Origin of the sequence: Ningiella algicola, assembly GCF_028401415.2 — a bacterium.
Taxonomy (GTDB): Bacteria; Pseudomonadota; Gammaproteobacteria; order Enterobacterales; family Alteromonadaceae; genus Glaciecola.
Genome location: NZ_CP171821.2, coordinates 4556620 through 4577365, shown reverse-complemented (window position 1 = coordinate 4577365; position 20746 = coordinate 4556620). Strand labels below are relative to the sequence as shown.

Here is a 20746-nt window from a genome sequence, read left to right as displayed (position 1 = left end):
TTATCTCCAGCCGGCTTGATCCATCAGCTTAAGCGCCTGTGCATTGAGCTCTCCCATGCGTTCTAAATCGATGCTTTGCGCTTTAAACTTACCCAGAGACGTCAGCTCATCACTCCATTTCACCCCTTCAATAATAGGGTATTCGTGATTAACTTCGGCATACCAACGCTGTGACGCTTCTTCTAGCATGAAACTCAACAGCATTTGTGCTTCGTCTTTGTTTTGCGCATATTTTGTGATGGCAGCACCTGACACATTTACGTGCGTGCCTTGCCCCTCTTGATCGGGCCAAATAACGCCCACTTGTTCAGCAATCTCACGTGTTTCATCGTCTTGCGACGCTAACATGCCGCCAAGATAATACGTATTGGCAACTGCAAAATTACATTCACCCGCAACAATCGCTTTAATTTGGTCTCGGTCACCGCCTTTAGGCGTGCGAGCAAAGTTCTTTACCACCCCTTTTGCCCACTCGCGGGTTTCGTTTTCGCCGTTGAGCATAATCATAGAGGCCAGCATGGATTGATTGTAGATGTTGCTTGATGAGCGAATACAAATTTGCCCTTTCAAGGATTCGTCGCCTAAATCTTGGACAGAGCTTATGCTAACGGGGTCAACTTTGCCCTTCACGTACATGATTGGGCGAGCACGTTTGGTAAGCGCTATCCAATGGTTGTTGCTTGCACGTAATGCTTGCGGCACTCGTTGCAATATCACCGCACTTTCAATACTCTGCGTCAGTCCCATTTTGTTGGCTCTGACTAAGCGTCCCGCATCCGCCATTAAGATCAGGTCAGCCGGGCTAAGCTCACCTTCTGAGCTAAGTCTACTAATCAGTGCATCGCCCTTTCCGGTCACCAAGTTTACTTTTATATTCGTGCGTTCAGTAAACTCGTCTAGCAATGGCTTTATTAAGGCCTCTTGACGCCCCGAATACACGTTAACTTCATCTGCGAAGCTGTTCGCCGTTGTTCCAAGCATCACTCCTACACATAAAGTATATAAAGCAAACGTAAAACTTTTGATAACCCACCTCCAGTTATTGTTAAGTAAATATTCATGCCTTGGCATATCATTTTTCGTTATTGATAATACGTCTCATTTAGAAAATAGTATCATATTTCTTTCAACAGTTTTATAAGCGAATCAAAAAAATGTAAAAAGGCTTTGAGCTTTATTGTAGCATCTCAATACCATTGTAATTCATAAGCATATATGTGGGGCCTGTTGATCTTAGCATTGGAAAAATGCTTGGCATCTAAATTGCTAATACATCCCAAGTGAGATAACCATGAACAACTCAAGATTAGTTTATTCGACCGATACGGGACGCATAAAACAAGACGACCGCGAAACGAGTTCTGCGCCAAAAGGCGACGGCATTGTGCGTATCAAACGCATTACTAAAGGAAAAAAAGGTAAAGGCGTCAGCAGTATTGAAGGATTGCCCTTATCGAAAGATGAACTTAAGTCGCTTTGTTCAACACTGAAAAAACAGTGTGGATGCGGAGGCTCAGTCAAAGACTTCACCATTGAAATCCAAGGCGATGTCCGAGAAAAGCTTAAACAACTACTTGAGCAACAAGGTTATAAAGTAAAACTCGCTGGCGGATAGCCAGCTTTAGCTTAGGGTTACAAGAGAGAACTGAATGCAAACTTTGTCGATTTCTGATTTACACATATTGCTAGTAGAACCGTCTGATACACAAGCGAAAATTATTAAATCGCTGCTTAATAAAGAAGATGTGAACGGTGTCGACATTGTCAAAAATGTGGCGCAAGCGAAGCATGAAATCCAAAAGCACAATGTTGATGTTGTTGTTAGCGCCATGTATTTGGCAGATGGTAGCGGACTTGATATTTTGCAACACTTAAAAGCAGAAAACGCGACGAGTAATATTCCCTTTATGTTGGTATCCAGTGAAAGTAGCCTCAAGAAGTTGGAAAACTTCAAGCAATCGGGCGTGGCCGCGATTTTACCTAAGCCTTTTGAGCCTATTCACTTGCAACGCGGGCTCAACGCCAGCCTGCAGCTATTGAATACTGAAGAACTCGATTTAAGCCTGTTCGACATTAGAGACGTTCGAGTCTTGTTGGTAGATGACAGCCGACTTGCGCGTAATCATATTAGGCGTGTTCTTGAAAACATGGGCATTGAGGCTATTACTGAGGCAGAAAACGGTGCGCACGCGCTTACTTTTTTGAAAGACCAAGCCTTCGATTTAGTGGTAACCGACTACAACATGCCAGAAATGGATGGACGTGAGCTCTCTGAGTTTATTCGATTCAACCCAGAAACCACGCATATTCCCATTATTATGGTGACTTCAGAGTCGACCAACTCTACCCACATGACAAATATTCAACAAACAGGTGTGAATGCGCTTTGCGACAAACCCTTTGAATCGGATGAAGTGCGTAACATCTTAGCGAGATTGCTCGATCACGCAGATTAGCATTGACATCAATGACCTGCTTGCATACATTCGAGGCAAGCTCGGCTGGTACAGCTGAATAAAGTGAATGTGACACTAGGGAATTGACTTGTCTACTGAAGAATTAGAAGCATTGCGCAAAGCAATCACCGATACCGATCAATCGTTACTTGAAATCATTGCTAAACGTCAAACCCTGACGATGCAGGTAGCGAAAACGAAAGTTAAAAACCACATACCGGTGCGTGACCAAGCGCGCGAAGAGCAGTTACTGGTACGCTTAATTAAGCAAGGCCAATCGGTAGGGCTAGACCCGCATTTTGTCACTAAATTATTTCACGTCATTATTGAAGATAGCGTGCTCAATCAGCAGTCTATGCTATCTCAGTGGGCGAATCCTGAATCACAATTTCCGTTAAACCGCGTTGCGTTTTTGGGTGAAAAGGGGTCTTACAGCTATCTTGCCACGCAAAAGTACTTTGCCAGAAGAAGCGGTGAGCTGATGGAAATAGGATGCAGCAGTTTTGCCGAAATCATACAGAAAGTAGAAAGTAGTGAAGCCGACTTTGCGGTTTTGCCGATTGAAAATACATCATCGGGTAGCATAAACGAGGTCTACGACCAACTTCAGCATACGCGATTAAGCATCATTGGAGAACTCACTCACCCGATAAACCACGCTTTGCTGGTTCACAATGACCTGGAAGCGCCTGTGGAATTGCAAAATATTAGAACGCTCTATGCACATCCTCAGGTATTTACTCAGTGCAGCCATTATTTAGCAGAGCTAGGGAATCTTGAAATCAAACCTTGCGACAGCAGTTCTTCTGCAATGTTGACCGTTAACGAATTACAAAGCCCAAATGTCGCGGCTATTGGCTCGGAAGCGGGGGGGAAGCTTTATAATCTTAGAGCATTAAAATCTAACTTGGCTAACCAGAAAGAAAACCACAGTCGCTTTATTGTAGTAGCAAGCAATGCCATAAAAGTGCCGTTGCAAGTGCCGGCGAAAACGACAGTTATTATGTCTACAGTACAAACCCCTGGTGCTTTGGTGGATGCGTTAACAGTATTGAAGCAAAACAATATCAACATGACCAAATTGGAATCGCGTCCAATTAATGGTAATCCATGGGAGGAGATGTTTTATGTCGATATGGAGGGCAATATTGAAGACGGCCCGGTTCAGCAAGCCATTGATACGCTTCGCGGCATGACACGCTATTTCAAAGTCCTGGGTTGCTATCCAGTAGAGGAAGTATCCCCCACAAAAGTTGCCGCAGTGAATGCGCTTACCGAGAAATAATCATTAAATATGAGTATTACGATTTATATCGCGGAATGACTACTTAAGCTTGCGAAGCAAGTGACTATCATCCGCTTTCAACAGCAACTTTTTACTATCTACCATGCACACTTTCGCGTAATCACCAAACCATTGTGCAGTTTGTTTAAAGCGCTCAACAAAGCCTTTTTTGTCTCCCGATTCGAGCAGCGAAATAGCATCTTCAAAACGCCGGTTGAACCCTTTAAGTAAGTCAACGCTTTGCTCGTTGCTAAAAATGATATCCGCATATAGTTCAGGCGCTTGTGCGAATAGCCTGCCTACCATGGCCAGTTCGAGACGGTAAATGGGCGAGCTGAACGCGACTAACTCTTCTAGTTTTGGGTTTTCTTGCTGAAGGTGCTGGCCATATACGAAAGTAGAAAAGTGGCGCATGACTTGTATGTAGGCCATGGCGTGATCGTGCTCTTGCGCACTGCTGTGATATAGCGATGCGCCCCAAAGCGACATTTGATCGAGCAACCATTGGTATTGCTCTGGCCGCCTTCCCTCACATACTACAACCACTTGTTTAATCATGCCTGGCGAGTCTGGGCCAAACATGGGATGTAAACCTACGACCGGGCCTGAGTGTACTTGCATCATGGCATCTAACGGTGCTTGTTTGATACTAGTGACATCCGCGAGTATACAGCTAGGTTTTAAGCTGGGGAGAGCTTCAATGATTTCGCATGTGCTATTAATTGGCACGGCAACCATCACTAAATCTGCGTCTTTTAGTATATTTGCTGCGTTTGGCCAGTCTGCTTGTTCTAGCACCTCAACAGGGTAATCGCTGTTTTTAAATAAGGAAACCAGTACCTTGCCCAATGCGCCGCCACCGCCCAGTATCACGACTTTTTCGATGTCATTATTCACACATGCATATTTGGCGTGCTGAGAATGATACGAATCTCGCATCATGCGCCTGAGAATGTCCTCAATCAAATCTGGCGATACGCCAAGCGCTTCAGCCTCTTTGCGTCTAGCCTCAATTAAAGCCTTCTCACGTTCAGGCACATAAATTGGCATAGCTTGTTTGCTCTTAAGCTCGCCAATTTTTTTTGTGACTTGACCACGCCTTTGTAGCAAAGCCACAAGCTCGCTATCGATGCTATCAATTTGCTGTCGCAGTTGGTCTAAGTTACTCAGAAACTATGCCTCTCGCTTTTGCATTCGTAGGGGAAGCACAGTAATTAACTTCTCGCGGGCAGCCACTATCGCTTTTTGGGTTTGTTCCCAATCAATACAGCCGTCGGTGATCGATAGTCCGTAAGTGAGTTGCTCAGCCGTTTTGCCTTTAGTGCCTTGATTGCCTGCCACCAAATGGCTTTCCAGCATGATGCCAATGATAGACTGATTGCCCTCTAAAATTTGATTGACCACGTTTTCGGCAACCAAAGGCTGGCGTCGATAGTCCTTTGCTGAATTCGCATGAGAGCAATCCACCACAAGCGGCGCAGTGACATTTGCTGCTTTTAAATCCTCTTCACATTGGGCAACGCATACAGAATCGTAATTTGGCTGCTTGCCGCCTCGCAAAATAATATGCCCGTCGGGATTACCCTCTGTTTTGATGATGCTGACTTGGCCTTGTTTATTAATACCCATAAAGCTATGACCTGAGGCGGCTGATTTTAACGCGTTAATAGCAATATCTAATGAGCCATCCGTGCCATTTTTGAAGCCTACCGGCATGGATAGGCCGCTGGCCATCTCACGGTGGGTTTGCGATTCTGAGGTTCGCGCACCAATGGCTGCCCAAGCAAAAAACTCAGACAAATATTGAGGACTAATGGGATCTAAAGCTTCTGTTGCTACGGGTATTTCCAGTTCAGCTAAAAAGTTCAGTAACTCTCTGGCGCGGCGAATGCCAGTATCGATGTCGAAAGAATCATCAATATGTGGGTCATTAATGAGCCCTTTCCAGCCAGTAGTGGTGCGAGGTTTTTCAAAATAAACGCGCATCACGAGATATAAAGTATCTTTGCAAGATTCGTGAAGCTCTTTGAGTTTTAAAGCGTATTCTTTTGCCGCGTCAACGTCGTGAATGGAGCATGGCCCGCAAACTACCAGTAAACGGTGATCGTTTCCGTGAATAATATCTGAAATCACGCTTCTGGCGCTTTTTACGTAATTTAGGGCTTTGTCGCTAGCGGGAAGCTCTTGTGATAGCTGCTCAGGTGTTACCAAGACTTGTTCCGAGGCAACATGTAAATTGTTTACACTGTCTTTTTGCATGTGAGTATGATTGTCATTCTATGTGCGCTGGATAAGCGCGATATTTATTTTTAGTAAAGATACTGTTGTTATTCATGTATCAAGCGCCAAGTTCATTTTGGCGGCAGGCTACTTTCTGTCGGAAATGATGTGTCCCTTACTGCGAATCGATGGTTTTGTGTGTTTATCATCGTTGCTAGCGTTTTAACAAACATCCACAGCAACAGCAATGCTTTTGTCCGAATTATTTGCTAATTCGGACTATAAGCACTGCGAATGTAGCTGAATATTGCTTTAAGGCGCAGGATAAATATAGCTAGCCTGAACACCCAGGGGCAGTCCAATGGCCCAATAGAGCAACAAGAAACTCGTCCAGCAAATAAGCAAGGTAATACAGAAAGGCAGCATCATGGATAGTAAAGTACCAATCCCAGTCGACTTCACATAACGCTGGCAATATACCACCACAAGTGGGAAATAAGGTAGCAAAGGCGTAACAATGTTACTGGATGAATCTCCTACCCTGTAGGCAATCTGCGTAAGGTCAGGTGAAATATTTAACTGCATCAACATAGGCACAAAGATAGGGCCGAGTAAGGCCCATTTAGCCGAGCTAGAGCCGACAAATAAGTTGACAAATGCGGTTAAAAATACGATGCCAACAATTGTGATCATTGGCGGTAAGGATAGCGATTTCAATGCCTCAGCCCCTTCAAGTGCCATTAGAGCACCTAAGTTGGATTTACCGAATGCATCAATAAACAACGCGCAGAAAAAGGCCATTACAATGTAGTAGCTCATTCCCTGCATGGCTTTGGTCATCGTGTCTATCATGTCTTTGGTGGACGTGAAGGTACCTGACATATATCCGTATACCACACCCGGCATAAGAAAGAGTAAAAAGATGATAGGCACTATGGACTGCATTGCGGGCGCTGTAAAACTGGTCAGCACGCCATCAGCATCGCGCATAGGGGAATTTTCAGGCACTAGCACCGCAACTAATAATACGATGCCCAATACCATGGAGCCGGTTGCCCATCGAAGTGCGCGTGTTTGTTTGGGATCAAGGTCTTCGAATTTTGGTATTTCGTCTGGGTCTCCGTCTACTTCTACATTCTTCAAACGCGGCTCAATGACTTTGTCGGTTAGATACCAAGCAATCCCGATCACCAGCAGTGACGACGCTGAGTTGAAAAACCAGTTGTTTAAAGGGTTCACCATAATGGCGGGGTCAACAATGCGTGCGGCTTCTTGAGTGAAACTTTGTAGCAAAGGATCGATAGCCGAGGGCACAAAATTCGCCGAAAATCCGCCGCTTACGCCAGCAAAAGCGGCGGCTATGCCTGCTAGTGGGTGGCGCCCCATTGCGTAGAAAATGACGCCTGCCAAAGGAATAACCAAAACATAGCCTGCATCAGTTGCGGTATGGCTCACAATAGCCACCAGCACCACCATTGGGGTTAATAGCTTTTTCGGCGTGCCGTCTAACATACGCTTTAAACCTGCGCTGATAAAACCAGAGTGTTCAGCAACGCCAACGCCTAACATCGCGACCAGTACTACGCCCAATGGCGCAAAGCCAGTAAAAATCGTAACCATACGGCTCATAAAGTCGGCAAGCGATGCGCCGGTAAGCAAATTGTTGATAACGATGGCTTCGCCGGTTCTTGGGTCAATTGCGGCAAACGTGAATTGTGAGAATATGGCTGAGCATACCCAAATGATCAGCAAACATATAAAGAATATGATAGCCGGGTCGGGAAGTTTATTCCCGACAACTTCCACTTTATCGAGGGCACGGGTTACCCACGTTGATTTAGCTTGTTCCATCCTAGGCTGCTCCGAAATTTTTATTATTTATTTTGTTTCGAAACTTGATTATGCGAGAACTCAGCGAGATTGCAAGCAATTGGCAACTAAGGCGATGTCTTCTTCTGTGTTGAGCGAGTTAAAGGACAAGCGAACTACGCTTGCTCTGAAATCGCATTTTATGTCGGCTTCTGATAGTGCGTATTGAATTCCATTTAGATTGGCTTGTGGTAAATCAATACAAAGCGTCCCGCCTATTTGTTCGAGATTTTGTTGAAACTTTGCGTCCAACTGACTCATCAGCATTTTTTGCAGCTGCTTTGTCCATGCGAGTCTATTTTCAACGCCCATCTCGCTAATTACCTTTATCGAGGCGCTAGCTACCATGAAAGGCTGCACGCTGGGCGTTCCGCCTAAAAACACGCTGGCATTTTTCGCTTCAACAAAATGTTCGATGTCAAACTCAAAGGGATTTTGATGAGAGAACCAGCCAAGGTGATCAGGCATGAAATTGCGCGAAATGGGTAGGTTATTGATCAAAAACCCTGCTCCTGGGCCGCCGCTCAACCATTTAATACATGAACCAAATATTGCATCGGCCTGCCACTTAGCTAAATTGATTGGCATAATCCCCACTGACTGCGCAATATCCACGGCACAGTATACCTTGTGCGCTTTACACAGTTCGCTTAGCGAAGCGATATCGCTTACTTCGCCCGTATTTGAGTGCACATGGGTGAATAAACAACACAGCGCTGACGGATTTTCCATGGCTTCACGCCAAGCATCTAAATCGTTCACTGGGCCTTGAAGCAGTACCAACTCCAAGCCATGGCGCTTTGCCAAACCCTCTACCACAAAGCCAAGCGAAGGGAATGCACTGCGATGCATGATAATGTGTTTGCGGTGCCGATATGACGAGCCTTGGCTGTCACGCAGTGTACACAGCGCAGTGAGCCATTGCGTAAAGCCCATTGAGACACTTGGTTGTGGACATACGGTAGCAGGATCACAGTGCAATAATTGGGCTAGATTGACTGAAAAAGTATTTAGTTCATCAAGCCAATGCGGCCAAGCATCACCGCCTTTTTCTTGCCACAACTGTAAATATTTGTTATTTGCCTGCACGCTTGCATGAGTCAATGGTCCGGCCGAGTGGTTTAACAAATAAACTCCATCAGGCTTGATGAATGCATCATCACGCTCGTTGATTGATGCAGACTTTTTGTGCCCGTTCATATTAAGATTTGCCGCTGATGGAGGAGCGTTTTACGCCATGTTCACTGCCCCACGAGTCCGTCATTTCGCTTCTCACATTCCAAAGCTCAGGGAAAAACTGTTGACTTGCCCCACGTTTGAGTAAATCTACAGGGCGACCTTTAAGTGACTTAGCTGAAATACCGATTGAGCGATTAATTAAGAACAAATGACGCCATCTAAAGCGCTGAAATAACTCATCGAACTCTATGAGTGCCTCTGCCACGGCGTACCGCTCATCATGGGAATACTCGTCATCATAAATCTGTTGCACGCTTAGTGCACCTTCATCCAGATAGTATGTTTCAAAATGCTCCCACAAATCAGGTGGAATTTTGAGAAGTAGTCTAAATCCCGGTGACTCCTGACCGCTGCCGTTACCCAGCTGTAGTCGAATTTGCTGATATTCTTTTGGCGACATGGTTTCTAGCACGTCGAGTTGTTCAATCATCATGCGCTGCAAAGCATGTACGCGTTTAAACAGCGTCAAAATGCGATGGGACTGTTTCGCTTTCATATAATCGAGGATTTCAACCAGTGAGAAAGCCATTAACTTCATCCAAAGCTCTTCGACTTGATGCACGATTTGAAATTGCAGTTCATCGGCCGTGCACAAGTCATTCAACGGTTTTTGACAAGCCAAGAGCTTATCGCATTGTAAATACACTCCGTAATCCAGCATTTCTGGTTGTTCGATAATGTCGAAGTATTCTTTTCGCTGCATATGTCATTCACCTAGTATGAAAACATTTAAACCCTATGTTGACCATTAGTATGCACGATATAGCGCGGGACATTGTTTCCTATTATTCTGATTTGTGCTAATTATTAAGAACAAAAGTATTGTAACTATTTTAAAGTTAGAACAAATGGATAAAATCGACACCAAAATCATTTCCTTGTTAGAACGAAACGGACGTATTTCATTCTCAGACCTTGCAAATGCAGTGGGCCTCACTAAAACACCTTGTTGGAATCGTGTGAAGCATTTAGAAGAAATGGGTGTTATTACAGGATACGGCGCTCGGATAGACGAACGAAAACTTGGCATGCAAATTCGAGGAATGATTCACGTAGTGATAGACTTTTCCATGTCCGAAGAGTTTGAACAAGCTGCCATTAAGCATAGCTCAGTTATAAGGTGCGCTGCCGTAACTGGCGATTTTGATTACATTTTGGAAGTATTAGCGAAAGATATGCTGGAATTCGACTCGCTATTACGTGCAGATTTATCTAGACTTCCGGGGGTTCAGCGATTTAGCACGAGTATTTCGACTCGGGAAGTGAAAGCGCGTCGGTAATTGAAAACCTAAAAGAGAGGAGGGAGCGCTAGATCATTATCATTGAACACACATGTTTCACTCTACGCTTCCTTATCTCTCATCCCAAACGATATTATTTCGGGAGTTTGCGCGCGCCGATATACCCTCCTGCCCACATTCCTAAACCAACAATAGCATTAGTTGCCCAACTATAGTCTTGCGGTAATACGAAAGAAACAAAGAGATCTCCAACTAAAGCGCCAAAAACCAGACCTAGTGCCAATCCGAAATAATTGATTTTCATATTAATCTGCTTGATAAAGACTCGCTTCAATTATATCACCAGCAGCCAAACCACCGATTGAAGTTGCAACGGCACCTGCCACTCCGACCCCAGATCCAATAGAAGCACCTGCAACGGCTCCGCTTACAACTGAACCAGCAATTGATGCCATCGACGCACGTACCGATTTACTTCCGTCTCCAAACGCTTCTCTGGACGCTCCATACACAAAACCAAATACGGCGCCTGCTCCCGCTCCAATTGCCCCGCCAACGAATCCAAAACCTCCGTAAACTGAATCGATTTCCTGTTCTGAGAGTGTTTGTGTTTCAATATTATCTTTCTTCATAATCATTCCTTGTTTGTTAAGAGCAACTCAAATTTATCACTTTTTAAAGATTTCTCGACTGAACAAGAGTCCAGAATTATCCGGTACCAAAATAAAATGATACTTAACCTGAGCTGCGCATAAGAAAAGTGAACGAAATGCCCTTGCGGTGATCAGATCTTTCGACGAAAAAAGAAAGAACACCTGAGGCAAGGGCATGATTACTAATTTAGAAGCAATTTACGTTGATGTCGATGATTTTAATTTACTGTTTGAACCAAAGTGGCGGGCTCATCTAATTGAGATAGGAGAAAAGCAGCGGAACTAACCGTTTCGCCTGACCTCCAGTGAAGTAATGACTATTCTCATTGCCTTCCACCACTCCGGTTTTCGTGATTTCAAAACGTATTACACACAGTTTGTCAGTCGCTATTGGCAAGAGTATTTTCCTGAGTTAGTCAGCTATACCCACATGCTAAAACTGCTACAAACCGTTTTACCTGCCTTGTGTAGCTATTTGAAGCAACGTTTTTCAAAGCCCACTGGTATTGCGTTTATTGACTCCACGACACTCAAAGTTTGCCATAACTTATGCATTCCTCGTCATAAGGTGTTCGATGGCATAGCTGAGAGAGGCAAGGGAACAATGGGATGGTTCTATGAATTCAAGCTACACCTGATTATGAATGACGAAGGCGGATTACTTGGCGTAAAAGTCACCCAAGGAAATGTAGATGATAGAAAGCCTGTAGCCGATATGGCGGGTAAGGTTACAGGTAAACTCTATGGTGATAAAGGCTATGTGTCCGCGAACCTGAAAGTCCAGTTAGCCGAACAGGGAATCGATTTTATTACGGGTCAACGTAGCAACATGAAACCTCAGAATTTGTCTGCTTGGGACAAAGCCATGCTATCGAAACGGTTCATCATCGAAACGGTCTTTGATCAACTCAAGAACCTAGCCCAGATTGACCATAGCAGGCATCGCAGTTGTATATCTTTCATGGTAAACGTCATGGCTGCACTGATTGCTTATACCTTTAAGATGAAAAAGCCGAGTATCAATGTGACTCGGCTTTAATTCTTATGCAGATCTGAGGTTAATTTATGCTAAAGATTTAGAACGAAATTGAAAAATTACTAAAAAGATCAGAACAGATGGACAAAACAGACATTCAAATTTTGAAAGTGCTGCAAGAAGATGGACGTATTTCATTATCAGATCTTGCAGACGAGGTGGGTCTGTCAAAAACGCCCTGCTGGAATCGCGTGAAGCATCTGGAGGATACTGGGGTGATTAAAGGCTATGGCGCATGGGTAGACGAGCAAAAGCTGGACATGCAAATTCGAGCTATGATCCATGTGGTAATCGACTTTTCAATGTCTTCAGCCTTTGAAAAAGCGGCCGTTGATCACAGCTCAGTCATCCGATGCGCTGCCGTAACTGGAGATTTTGATTATATTTTGGAAGTATCAGCGAAAGACATGCTGGAATTCGACGCGCTACTGCGTGCCGATTTATCTAGATTACCTGGGGTACAGCGATTTAGCACGAGTATCTCGACTAGAGAAGTTAAAGCGCGCAAATGACTGACAGGTTAGTGCAAATTACGGTGACTCTGGACCAGCCATACGATAATAGTGGAGACGCTGTTTCTTTGCTTGGACTTCGTGAAGTGTCTATTTGGACCAATTTACAAGTTGCAATGGTGAACCATTGGTTAATATGGTTGTATTTCAGTATTTTGAACAATTAAGTCAATTCCGAAGTGCATGACAGTGCACGATTGCTACAAGCTCTGTTTGACATTACAGATTTATTTATTTTTATATCTACATGTATATCTATGTTTACAAAGCAAAAGTCTAAACTTCACTTACATTGAAAAGACTTTTTACTGATGCTATGTTGGTTTTTCCAATATCTGGAGTTAAATTTCAAAGGAATTAGGGATGAATATGAAACTTTTTAAAACTAACGTTGTTTTTCTTTTACTATCACTCTTTATAATGCTCAATTCAACCGAAGCAATTGCGGAAGACGTTTACGCATGCGACTACGCTTGAACAAACGTTGAAAGAAAGGCTCGTGAATATTCAATAATGTATAATCAAGGCGAAATTTTTTCGGTTGTTGACCTAAAGAACGGAAGTCCAAGATCATATCAAGCAATTAAAAGTATCGACCATTTTGGAGAATTGGTAGAAACTGTCCAACCTGTAACAACAACAAACAGAGCAAGGGTTGTAAGCTCTAGTTATTTAGACTACAAGAGAGATTTTGGTGTAATCCCAATCGACGTACCAACTAATTACAACCGAATAGCTGGATATCGGGACGTAACATCCGCTTGGCAGCTGATTGAAAACCCTCAACTTAGTGAGTGGATTGGACAATACTTGACAACTAACTCTTCGTTAGAAACTAGCTTAGAAGCCTTTGTGGGTGAGCTTGCGGAACTTGGGTTAAAAAAATTAGCAGGAATGGAATTGCAAACAGAAATCGTCATAAAATTTAGTGATTCGTCTACAGCTGCTTACCAAATTGAATTCAAAAATCAAAACGGTATAGCAATTGGTGAAGCTGAATTTATTGAAGGAAGTGCGAGATTCTCAGATGGCAGCAAGGTTCCAACAAATCGTAACGTCGTCGGTAACTGGTTTTTTAGTGCCGAGAGTGATGCGACAGGATTCATTAGATTGGGTGCGCTTTGGAACGTGAGGTTCAAAGGACTTGGAAACAGAGATGCCGATCCCGAGTGCAAGGTAAAGAAATCGTCTTGTCGAGAAACTAGTGATGGCCTCGAATGTGACCTCGAGTATCAATGTAACTAGAATAGTAGGCCGAAAGGCCTACTTTTCTCAGGGGTTTAGCATGTTTAGACATCTAGCATTATTATTTTTACTATTACTTTCAATCAAGTCTTATTCTTCAGATTTTGATTTTCCAGTTTATGCGTGTAATTCAAGTTGTGAAGATATAGATAATTATGCATCGCTTCTCAAATACCAGGAGAAATTAGAAGGGAAATTTGTAGTTTTGGACATTGAGGGTGCACTTGCTAAAACATACGTAACGCAAGAGATTAGCACCAGCTATGGGAAAACAGAACGCTTATCGAAAAAAGTAGATTCAGACTCAAGATCAGTGCTTAACTTTGTGAATGACACGATTTCATCAGAAAGTGAGGGGCTGATCATCGAGATTCCGGAATCTTTTGACGAAAATGTGAATAAGCCAGTGCTCTCATCTAAGCAGCTCATAGATGAGCCACAAAAAGCTGATTTTGTTGCTTTATTTCTCTCAAAAAACCAACGTTTAATAGCCGTCAGCGAGAATATATCCTCTAAATTAGGTTTGAATGTTTCGGGCCTTCTAGAGTTTTCTTTCAATGTTGATGTGAGGTTTTATGACGGGACATTTGCAACTTTCAAAATGGAAAGAAAGCTGCTTAATGGAAAAAGTGTTTTAGAGGGTAGTCTGGTAAATATGTCTAACTCGGTTTAATATGCCAGATCAGTTAGTTAGAACAACTAAATTGATATTTCAATAGTTAAAATATTCATATAAGAATAAATCCTATGACTAGTCGTCATAGGATTATTTGATTATTTCGGTAGTTTGTATGCACCGATATAAGCCCCCGCCCAAATGCTCACGCCAATAACCACTGTCGACGCCCACTCGTATTTTTGTGGCAATATAAAAGATGCCATAAGATCGCCGACGAGAGCGCCAGCGAATATTCCTAGCGCCAACCCGAAGTAGTTGATTTTCATGTCAGTCTGCTTTGTGAAGGCTTGCTTCTACCAAATCACCAGCACCAACGCCACCTATCGCGTAAGCGATCATTTTAGACCGTTCTTTACAACCGTTTGATTTAGGTCTAGTGGTGCAGCGCTAATATGCCTGACTATGCCTGCCGGTACTTTGTGATGTGTTTTTGCGTTGTCGTTGGCAATCAACACCGTTTTTCGGTTTTTCTTAAGTAACGTGCCGGTGACTGTCGTGCCGTCATGAGTAAATTGCACTTTCATACCAGGTCGTAAGATGGCAATCGCGGCTTCGTCTTGCTGCTTTTGTAGCTCATCGATGCGCTCACATACAAATTGATTGAGTATATATAGTTGGTCAATGGATAAATGGCTGATGTCTATCGTGGTTTTGATGTCTTTATTTGTCATGGTGTGCTTACTTTTCTATATCTGAGAGCAGGCGTTTGTCTGCGAACAGGACTTTCCAGCGTCGAGGGGTTAAATCGATAACGTCTTTTGCCGGATGTTGTGAGACGCGCTGCAGTACATCCACCAAGTAGTGATACGGATTGATGTTGTGTAATTTGCACGTCACGGTGAGTGTATGCAAGACGCCAAGCTGTTTTGCGCCTAGTTCACTCCAACAGAACAAGTGATTCTTTCTTCCCATAGGGATAACGCGCAGGGCTCTCTCCAAGTGGTTCGTATCGATGCTGACTTGCGCATGAGTGAGGTAAGTTTTTAACTCATGATGGCGCTCATAGGCATAAGCAAGTGCTTTGGTTAACGGGTCTTTAGGCAGTAATTCAGGTCTCTGGCGCTGCTCGTATATCCATTTGAATAATGCAGTAATGATAGGCTCACTGTGTTTAAGGCGATATTGCACGGTATCCTCGGCATTAAGTGCCTGTTTTCGTATGTGCGCTTCAATCTTGTATAGCTTTTGTATTTCAGCCAAGGCGTATTGCGCCTCTTTAGGGTGATAATCCAATGCTTTTTCGAAGTAGCGGCGCGTGTGCGCCCAGCACGCTGCATGGGTAATTGTTTGACCTTGATGATTAAGCGTATCAATGACTTGGCTATATACCGCATAACCATCGCTTAACAAGGTGCCGTTAAAGCCTGCTAGTTGCTCCATTGCATGTTGTTTACCGCGAGAAGACGACCAGGTAAAGGCCACTTCATCTTGCTCACCATACATCGGCCAGAAGTACGTTTGCTTCATTGTTTTTGATGGTTGGCTTGATGTGCGGCTGCGGCGAGTCGAGGATTGTCGACCCGCCTTCATCGGCGTTTCATCCATACTGATGTTCCCCCCGGTGAGGATATTACTCAGCACGGCGGTGGCAATGGGGGTCAGTAAATCAATCCCTTGGCTAACATAATTAATTAGGGTAGCGCGTGATAGCGTGACCCCCGATTGCAACATCCGCAGATGCTGACGATGAAGGGGTAAATGATACACGGCTTTATCGACCATTAGGCCAGCAAGCAATGATACATCCGCATACGTGCCTTCTAGTATGTTAAGTGGTGTCTTAGGCGATTGGATATCCCCACTGTCTTTGTGCTTGAGTACATTTTTGCGGTAAATGAGAATTTGATAACTACCTGGCAATTGTGCCAAGCGATAGCTTTCTTTTACGCCAATGACCTCATAGTTATCTGCATCTTCACCTTCAAGCTCCGGACATGGGACATCAATCACTTTTGTCGGTACATCATCAGTAAAGCGAAGACCAGTGTCATTGACGTTATTTTCATCTTTTTGCTTGACTGAACGCGCATAGCCTTTGACGGCTTTTTTAGGCGCAGACGGTAAACCTTCATCCTGAGCTTGACCAAACAAGTTGGCTTGGTCAGGATTATCGATGATGTGTTTTTCTGATTTGCGCCCAAACAATTGGCGTTTAAACCAGTCAACTTGTTGCTGTAATGCTGCCATTTGCGCACGCACTTTTTCATATTCTTCGATAGGAATATGCGTGCTGTTTTGTATACTGGTTGAGGCGCTTTTCATGCCGCGAAGTATAGCAAATTCAGCTACTTAAGTCGCTTGTTTTGTTTGCCTTTTTGCCAATAAATACCATCTATTAAACACTGCAGTTGCGCGGCATTGAGCGATAGTTTGCCATCGTTACCCGCCACCTTGGCAAAGGTGCCGCGCTCCAGTCGTTTTGACCACAAACAGTACCCACCTTGATGATAATACAGCACCTTCATCATCGTGCGTTTACGATTCACAAACACAAACCAATCGCCTGCATGCGCAGGCAGTTGCATCTGGTGTTTCACCAAGGCCGCCAAGCCGTCAAACTGTTTGCGCATATCGGCAATGCCCAAATACAACCAAATGCGTGCATTGGTAGAGGACAACATCAGCCATCAGTACTCATATTCAGCACGACACCGTTTGGTAGCGTTAGCTCAATTTGCCATTGGCGCGTTTCTGGCAAGGCCATTGACTTCGTATCAATCGGCAACCACTGAGATGGCGCTTACCGCTAAGTGACTGTCACTGCGCTTTTTGCGTTGCAGGTAAAACGTAGATTGATTGATGTTGCGCGACTGACAAAACTGCTGGATTGTCATCTCGCTAACGGCTTGCTCGTCGATGAGGCGTTGCCATTCTTCACTTGTTCGTCTGGTCATTGATAGGTCTCCTGTATTTATCAATGACGCGATCTTAAATTATGCTTACGAGTGGGTGAAGAACGGTCTATTTTGATCGCTTACCCCGCAACGGCACTGCTGACTACTGAGCCCGCAATCGACGCCATTGATGCGCGAACAGATTTGCTTCCATCACCAAAAGCCTCTCGAGATGCTCCGTATATAAACCCAAATACAGCTCCAGCTCCCGCACCAATTACACCGCCGACTAATCCAAGACCGCCATGAACTGAATCTACCTCTTGTTCTGATAATGTTTGTGGGTCTAAAATATCGCTATTCATAATCATTCCTTGTTTGTTAAGAGAGGCTAAAATTTACCATTCTTTAAACATTCTTCTACTGAACATGAGTTTAGAAGTATAAATTACATAGCAAAAAATGTAGGCACTACTACTCGATTGTTGCTACTGCTTTGACATGACTTACGTCCGTAGTTTAATAGCCAAGCCTTTCGCGATGATCACATACCCTAAGTTCAAAGAACTAAGCTTACGAAAAACTGTTTAAACATAGTAAAAGAATATCATAATTTTTAGCACGCCAAATTAGTCGCTATAAAGACTTAATATGGACTAACGGGGAGGAAACTATCTTTGGTGATTATTCATTCAGAGCAAGGCGAATCCATTTTTCATTGTTATCGCAACACACTACCAGCAGGCACGACCGTATTGTCAGGAATATTGACTCCACCCAAAATGCTAACGTTTGCCCCTATCCACACATTGTTTCCGATACAAATGGGCTTTGAACGGCACAAGCCTCGCGAGCGCTTTTGCGCATCCATGTGGTGAGAAGTTGTTGAGATCACCACGTTTGGCGCAATAAACACATTTGCACCAAAATTGATAGTGGCGCCATCTAGCATCACTACATTATGGTTAACAAATAAACCGTTTTGCGCACGAATATTGTAGCCATAATCGCAAAAGAAATTAGGCTCAATCCATGCACCTTTTGCATTTGGCAGCAGGGCTTTTAAGGCCTGTTTACGGGCTTTAATATTGTCAGGCGCGAGAGCATTCAGTGCATGACAAGCTTGCTTAGCATCCATTCTTTGTGCACTTAAACCTTTGTCGCTTGCGAAATACCATTCGCCAGCATGCATTTTTTCAGATTCTGTCATTACGCCAATCCTATCTGCGCCATTTATGTGCACCGGACACGATACTAAGAAAAATCGAATCCTCGCCGATAAACACTATTATTTATACATTTTATTCGGAAACATGCATGTCGAATTTACTATCGTCGGTCGACCAACGCACTAAGCTTGTGGGTGAAAACCGCCTTGAGATCCTAATGTTTAAGCTTGGTTCACGGCATACTTTTGCGCTCAATGTGTTTAAAGTGCGAGAGGTATTAACGCTGCCGCAAATGAACAAAATGCCCGGCGCGCATCATCATATCAGTGGCGTTATAAATTACCGAGGCAAATCAATTCCAATTATCGACTTAAGAGACGCGATCAAACTTAGTGGCGCTAGAGACAATTATGAAGCCGACAACGTCATAATTACTGAATACAACCGTTCCGTACAAGGTTTTTTAATTGGCCAAATTATGAATATCGTCAACACCTCGTGGAGCGATATTCAACCGCCACCTACCAGCGCGGGGAAAAACAACTATCTTACTGCAATCACTCGAATTCCTTCAACAGAAGGTGAAGAGCTAGTTGAAATTATCGATGTTGAAAAAGTATTAGCCGAAATTATCCATTACGATACAAGCGTAAGCCAGGCACTTCTGGATGACGAAATCACAACACAACTAGCTGGCAAAAAAGTGTTGGTAGTTGACGACTCTTCTACAGCACGTTGGCAAGTAAGGGAAACCTTGAATCGCGTCGGCGTTGAAACAATTGAGGAAAAGAACGGCTTCGATGCCCTGCAACGCTTGAAGAAGTGGGCGGATGAAGGGAAAAACATTGAAGATGAAATATTAATGATGTTCACCGACGCAGAAATGCCAGAAATGGACGGCTATCGACTGACCGCTGAAGTCCGTGAAGACGAACGTATGAGCGAACTATTTATCGCGCTAAACACGTCTTTGAGCGGCAGCTTTAACGAAGCAATGGTCAAAAAAGTAGGGTGCAACAGACTCATATCAAAGTTTCAGCCCGATTTATTAGTCACCGTGTTGCAGGATCGCATGCGTGAAGTACTAGAGAGCCAGAGCGCGTAATGGCATGAATTTCGCTAAGCGGTGTTATCACACGAGATATTGAAGTCTTACCATTGATAAGCGCATAAAGACTTTACATGTCATTTTAAGCGAATATAGTAGTTAAACTAGGAAAATAGGTAGGTAGCATGAAGAAATTTTTAGGTGTTTTAGTACTTGCTTTAGGTGCCAGCGCGTTAGTGTTGTCTGCAAGTAGCGACGCAAACACAATTGAGTTTGAAACTGCTGACAATCACCTAGAGTCGAAAATCTGTAAAGCCGCTGCCACCGGCGGCTTAGACGCTGCTAAGCAGCTTGTTAGACGCAACGGATTATCATTTTCTAAGTTCAAAAAAATCTTGACGTGCAACGATATGTCGTTAAACGATTTTGCCGCAAAATATTCTCAAGCAGTGGCAGCCGACGCCCAGCCCTCAACTGTGCAAGTTGTTGCTAAAAATAACGATAGAGAATCGCAAATCTGCTTAGAGGCCTTGACTATTGGTGTTATTCAGGTAGAGAAGAAATATAAGATTAACAGCGACTACATCCGCTGCAACGGCAAGCCTTTGCCTAAGTTCGTCAGGCAATTTAAAGGGTAAGCCTCCTCTTTAAAAAAGCTCAAGGTAATAATTTTCACTTAAGAACGTAGGTGGTGTGTTAGCTAAATTATTTTGTTTAGTTTAAACTGAACAAACTGATATCTAAGAAAGCACACATTCTGAGGCGCTAATGGGCAAATCTAAGCAAAAGTTGATTGAAGACTTTGTTGAAAACATGGGTTTGATCGCCCAAGACGATGGCATGCCTAGAATTGCTGGGCGGGTCATGGGCTTATTAATGATGGAAGAAGCGGCCTTAAGCTTCTCGCAGCTTAGTGAAAGACTTGACGTAAGTCGCGCCAGTATTTCAACCAACACACGCCTTTTGTTGCATTTAGGCATTATTCAACGAATAGGCAAACGCGGAGAGCGGCAGGACTATTTCTCACTCGCTGCAAATCCTTTTGAATCGTTGTTAGGAGGCATTGTAAGTCGCATGCAACGGGCAAAATTAGTGATTAAAGAAACGCGCCAAGCGCTTCCCAAGGAGATGGATCACGCCATGCGCTCACTTGATGATATTCAAACATTTTATGAATCATTTGAACGCGCAATCAGGCCATTAGCCTCCCCACAGTCGCTGTCTCAATCATCTGCTAGAACAAACACGGAAGACTCATAA

26 protein-coding genes and 1 pseudogene are annotated in these 20746 nt (G+C 43.8%); 12 read left to right on the top strand and 15 right to left on the bottom strand.

Annotation, left to right across the window (positions count from 1 at the left end):
- Nucleotides 1–981: a Fe(3+) ABC transporter substrate-binding protein gene (locus PN836_RS20010; RefSeq protein ID WP_395341812.1), complete on the bottom strand. Its 981-nt coding sequence runs from the start codon at nt 979–981 to the stop codon at nt 1–3.
- 310 nt (nt 982–1291) lie between these two features.
- Here PN836_RS20010 and yciH point away from each other — a divergent pair, with 310 nt between their 5' ends.
- The 3 genes from yciH (at nt 1292) to pheA (ending at nt 3741) form a co-directional block, all read left to right on the top strand.
- A complete protein-coding gene (gene yciH / locus PN836_RS20005) occupies nt 1292–1615 on the top strand; it encodes a stress response translation initiation inhibitor YciH (protein WP_395341809.1) in 324 nt (107 codons plus the stop codon).
- A 34-nt stretch (nt 1616–1649) separates the two neighbouring features.
- On the top strand, nt 1650–2456 hold the full coding sequence (locus PN836_RS20000; protein WP_395341807.1) for a response regulator: 807 nt from the start codon (nt 1650–1652) through the stop codon (nt 2454–2456).
- Between the two features lie 88 nt (nt 2457–2544).
- Nucleotides 2545–3741 (top strand): prephenate dehydratase, encoded by a 1197-nt coding sequence (pheA, locus tag PN836_RS19995; protein WP_395341806.1) that lies wholly within the window; start codon nt 2545–2547, stop codon nt 3739–3741.
- Between the two features lie 39 nt (nt 3742–3780).
- Here pheA and tyrA read toward each other — a convergent pair whose 3' ends face one another.
- The 5 genes from tyrA to PN836_RS19970 form a co-directional block, all read right to left on the bottom strand.
- Nucleotides 3781–4857: a bifunctional chorismate mutase/prephenate dehydrogenase gene (gene tyrA, locus PN836_RS19990; protein ID WP_395341804.1), complete on the bottom strand. Its 1077-nt coding sequence runs from the start codon at nt 4855–4857 to the stop codon at nt 3781–3783.
- A 57-nt stretch (nt 4858–4914) separates the two neighbouring features.
- Nucleotides 4915–6000, bottom strand: coding sequence for a 3-deoxy-7-phosphoheptulonate synthase (locus PN836_RS19985; protein WP_395341802.1), 1086 nt, complete (start codon nt 5998–6000; stop codon nt 4915–4917).
- A gap of 273 nt (nt 6001–6273) precedes the next feature.
- Nucleotides 6274–7812 carry an AbgT family transporter gene (locus tag PN836_RS19980; RefSeq protein ID WP_395341799.1) on the bottom strand — a complete coding sequence of 513 codons (1539 nt, stop codon included), beginning with the start codon at nt 7810–7812 and terminating at the stop codon, nt 6274–6276.
- A 60-nt stretch (nt 7813–7872) separates the two neighbouring features.
- Nucleotides 7873–9030, bottom strand: a complete 1158-nt coding sequence (locus PN836_RS19975; RefSeq protein ID WP_395341798.1) for an aminotransferase class V-fold PLP-dependent enzyme — start codon at nt 9028–9030, stop codon at nt 7873–7875.
- 1 nt (nt 9031) lies between these two features.
- On the bottom strand, nt 9032–9772 hold the full coding sequence (locus PN836_RS19970) for a tryptophan 2,3-dioxygenase family protein (RefSeq protein ID WP_395341796.1): 741 nt from the start codon (nt 9770–9772) through the stop codon (nt 9032–9034).
- 145 nt (nt 9773–9917) lie between these two features.
- On the opposite strand from PN836_RS19970, the gene PN836_RS19965 reads away from it, so the two are divergent.
- Nucleotides 9918–10349: an Lrp/AsnC family transcriptional regulator gene (locus PN836_RS19965; protein ID WP_395341794.1), complete on the top strand. Its 432-nt coding sequence runs from the start codon at nt 9918–9920 to the stop codon at nt 10347–10349.
- Between the two features lie 94 nt (nt 10350–10443).
- Here PN836_RS19965 and PN836_RS19960 read toward each other — a convergent pair whose 3' ends face one another.
- Both PN836_RS19960 and PN836_RS19955 read right to left on the bottom strand, forming a co-directional pair.
- The gene (locus PN836_RS19960) at nt 10444–10614 is read right to left on the bottom strand and encodes a hypothetical protein (RefSeq protein ID WP_395341792.1); all 171 of its coding nucleotides are present in this window, start codon (nt 10612–10614) and stop codon (nt 10444–10446) included.
- Nucleotide 10615: 1 nt separating this feature from the next.
- On the bottom strand, nt 10616–10942 hold the full coding sequence (locus PN836_RS19955; RefSeq protein ID WP_395341789.1) for a hypothetical protein: 327 nt from the start codon (nt 10940–10942) through the stop codon (nt 10616–10618).
- A 199-nt stretch (nt 10943–11141) separates the two neighbouring features.
- On the opposite strand from PN836_RS19955, the pseudogene PN836_RS19950 reads away from it, so the two are divergent.
- The 5 genes and pseudogenes from PN836_RS19950 (at nt 11142) to PN836_RS19930 (ending at nt 14429) form a co-directional block, all read left to right on the top strand.
- Nucleotides 11142–12002 (top strand): annotated as a pseudogene (locus tag PN836_RS19950) (IS982 family transposase).
- A 77-nt stretch (nt 12003–12079) separates the two neighbouring features.
- Complete coding sequence (locus PN836_RS19945; protein WP_395341787.1) at nt 12080–12511, top strand: Lrp/AsnC family transcriptional regulator; 432 nt, start codon at nt 12080–12082, stop codon at nt 12509–12511.
- Entirely contained in the window at nt 12508–12678 is a 171-nt protein-coding gene (locus PN836_RS19940; RefSeq protein WP_395341785.1) for a hypothetical protein, read from the top strand. Before PN836_RS19945 ends, PN836_RS19940 begins: the two co-directional genes overlap by 4 nt.
- A gap of 346 nt (nt 12679–13024) precedes the next feature.
- Nucleotides 13025–13756 (top strand): hypothetical protein, encoded by a 732-nt coding sequence (locus tag PN836_RS19935; protein WP_395341783.1) that lies wholly within the window; start codon nt 13025–13027, stop codon nt 13754–13756.
- A gap of 40 nt (nt 13757–13796) precedes the next feature.
- Nucleotides 13797–14429 carry a hypothetical protein gene (locus PN836_RS19930; protein ID WP_395341781.1) on the top strand — a complete coding sequence of 211 codons (633 nt, stop codon included), beginning with the start codon at nt 13797–13799 and terminating at the stop codon, nt 14427–14429.
- 101 nt (nt 14430–14530) lie between these two features.
- On the opposite strand, the gene PN836_RS19925 is transcribed toward PN836_RS19930, so the two are convergent.
- The 7 genes from PN836_RS19925 to PN836_RS19895 form a co-directional block, all read right to left on the bottom strand.
- Complete coding sequence (locus PN836_RS19925) at nt 14531–14701, bottom strand: hypothetical protein (protein ID WP_395341778.1); 171 nt, start codon at nt 14699–14701, stop codon at nt 14531–14533.
- Nucleotides 14702–14770: 69 nt separating this feature from the next.
- Nucleotides 14771–15106: a hypothetical protein gene (locus PN836_RS19920; protein WP_395341776.1), complete on the bottom strand. Its 336-nt coding sequence runs from the start codon at nt 15104–15106 to the stop codon at nt 14771–14773.
- A 7-nt stretch (nt 15107–15113) separates the two neighbouring features.
- Nucleotides 15114–16697 (bottom strand): IS66 family transposase, encoded by a 1584-nt coding sequence (gene tnpC, locus PN836_RS19915; RefSeq protein WP_395341774.1) that lies wholly within the window; start codon nt 16695–16697, stop codon nt 15114–15116.
- A gap of 23 nt (nt 16698–16720) precedes the next feature.
- Entirely contained in the window at nt 16721–17056 is a 336-nt protein-coding gene (gene tnpB, locus PN836_RS19910; protein ID WP_395338414.1) for an IS66 family insertion sequence element accessory protein TnpB, read from the bottom strand.
- 93 nt (nt 17057–17149) lie between these two features.
- Nucleotides 17150–17329 carry an IS66 family insertion sequence element accessory protein TnpA gene (gene tnpA / locus PN836_RS19905; RefSeq protein ID WP_395341772.1) on the bottom strand — a complete coding sequence of 60 codons (180 nt, stop codon included), beginning with the start codon at nt 17327–17329 and terminating at the stop codon, nt 17150–17152.
- Nucleotides 17330–17409: 80 nt separating this feature from the next.
- Nucleotides 17410–17634, bottom strand: coding sequence for a class IIb bacteriocin, lactobin A/cerein 7B family (locus tag PN836_RS19900; RefSeq protein ID WP_395341771.1), 225 nt, complete (start codon nt 17632–17634; stop codon nt 17410–17412).
- Nucleotides 17635–17990: 356 nt separating this feature from the next.
- On the bottom strand, nt 17991–18479 hold the full coding sequence (locus tag PN836_RS19895; protein ID WP_395341769.1) for a sugar O-acetyltransferase: 489 nt from the start codon (nt 18477–18479) through the stop codon (nt 17991–17993).
- A gap of 107 nt (nt 18480–18586) precedes the next feature.
- Here PN836_RS19895 and PN836_RS19890 point away from each other — a divergent pair, with 107 nt between their 5' ends.
- From PN836_RS19890 to PN836_RS19880, 3 genes are all read left to right on the top strand, one after another.
- Nucleotides 18587–19543, top strand: a complete 957-nt coding sequence (locus tag PN836_RS19890) for a chemotaxis protein CheV (protein ID WP_395341767.1) — start codon at nt 18587–18589, stop codon at nt 19541–19543.
- A 128-nt stretch (nt 19544–19671) separates the two neighbouring features.
- Complete coding sequence (locus PN836_RS19885; protein WP_395341765.1) at nt 19672–20124, top strand: hypothetical protein; 453 nt, start codon at nt 19672–19674, stop codon at nt 20122–20124.
- 130 nt (nt 20125–20254) lie between these two features.
- Nucleotides 20255–20746 (top strand): GbsR/MarR family transcriptional regulator, encoded by a 492-nt coding sequence (locus tag PN836_RS19880; RefSeq protein ID WP_395341763.1) that lies wholly within the window; start codon nt 20255–20257, stop codon nt 20744–20746.

Bases quoted from the DNA above. Each gene is read 5' to 3' on its own strand.
- PN836_RS20010 (WP_395341812.1), bottom strand. From the start codon at position 981: ATGCTTGGAACAACGGCGAACAGCTTCGCAGATGAAGTTAACGTGTAT.
- yciH (WP_395341809.1), top strand. From the start codon at position 1,292: ATGAACAACTCAAGATTAGTTTATTCGACCGATACGGGACGCATAAAA.
- PN836_RS20000 (WP_395341807.1), top strand. From the start codon at position 1,650: ATGCAAACTTTGTCGATTTCTGATTTACACATATTGCTAGTAGAACCG.
- PN836_RS19985 (WP_395341802.1), bottom strand. From the start codon at position 6,000: ATGCAAAAAGACAGTGTAAACAATTTACATGTTGCCTCGGAACAAGTC.
- PN836_RS19980 (WP_395341799.1), bottom strand. From the start codon at position 7,812: ATGGAACAAGCTAAATCAACGTGGGTAACCCGTGCCCTCGATAAAGTG.
- PN836_RS19975 (WP_395341798.1), bottom strand. From the start codon at position 9,030: ATGAACGGGCACAAAAAGTCTGCATCAATCAACGAGCGTGATGATGCA.
- PN836_RS19970 (WP_395341796.1), bottom strand. From the start codon at position 9,772: ATGCAGCGAAAAGAATACTTCGACATTATCGAACAACCAGAAATGCTG.
- PN836_RS19965 (WP_395341794.1), top strand. From the start codon at position 9,918: ATGGATAAAATCGACACCAAAATCATTTCCTTGTTAGAACGAAACGGA.
- PN836_RS19960 (WP_395341792.1), bottom strand. From the start codon at position 10,614: ATGAAAATCAATTATTTCGGATTGGCACTAGGTCTGGTTTTTGGCGCT.
- PN836_RS19955 (WP_395341789.1), bottom strand. From the start codon at position 10,942: ATGAAGAAAGATAATATTGAAACACAAACACTCTCAGAACAGGAAATC.
- PN836_RS19945 (WP_395341787.1), top strand. From the start codon at position 12,080: ATGGACAAAACAGACATTCAAATTTTGAAAGTGCTGCAAGAAGATGGA.
- PN836_RS19940 (WP_395341785.1), top strand. From the start codon at position 12,508: ATGACTGACAGGTTAGTGCAAATTACGGTGACTCTGGACCAGCCATAC.
- PN836_RS19935 (WP_395341783.1), top strand. From the start codon at position 13,025: ATGTATAATCAAGGCGAAATTTTTTCGGTTGTTGACCTAAAGAACGGA.
- PN836_RS19930 (WP_395341781.1), top strand. From the start codon at position 13,797: ATGTTTAGACATCTAGCATTATTATTTTTACTATTACTTTCAATCAAG.
- PN836_RS19925 (WP_395341778.1), bottom strand. From the start codon at position 14,701: ATGAAAATCAACTACTTCGGGTTGGCGCTAGGAATATTCGCTGGCGCT.
- PN836_RS19920 (WP_395341776.1), bottom strand. From the start codon at position 15,106: ATGACAAATAAAGACATCAAAACCACGATAGACATCAGCCATTTATCC.
- tnpC (WP_395341774.1), bottom strand. From the start codon at position 16,697: ATGAAAAGCGCCTCAACCAGTATACAAAACAGCACGCATATTCCTATC.
- tnpB (WP_395338414.1), bottom strand. From the start codon at position 17,056: ATGTTGTCCTCTACCAATGCACGCATTTGGTTGTATTTGGGCATTGCC.
- tnpA (WP_395341772.1), bottom strand. From the start codon at position 17,329: ATGACCAGACGAACAAGTGAAGAATGGCAACGCCTCATCGACGAGCAA.
- PN836_RS19900 (WP_395341771.1), bottom strand. From the start codon at position 17,634: ATGAATAGCGATATTTTAGACCCACAAACATTATCAGAACAAGAGGTA.
- PN836_RS19895 (WP_395341769.1), bottom strand. From the start codon at position 18,479: ATGACAGAATCTGAAAAAATGCATGCTGGCGAATGGTATTTCGCAAGC.
- PN836_RS19890 (WP_395341767.1), top strand. From the start codon at position 18,587: ATGTCGAATTTACTATCGTCGGTCGACCAACGCACTAAGCTTGTGGGT.
- PN836_RS19885 (WP_395341765.1), top strand. From the start codon at position 19,672: ATGAAGAAATTTTTAGGTGTTTTAGTACTTGCTTTAGGTGCCAGCGCG.
- PN836_RS19880 (WP_395341763.1), top strand. From the start codon at position 20,255: ATGGGCAAATCTAAGCAAAAGTTGATTGAAGACTTTGTTGAAAACATG.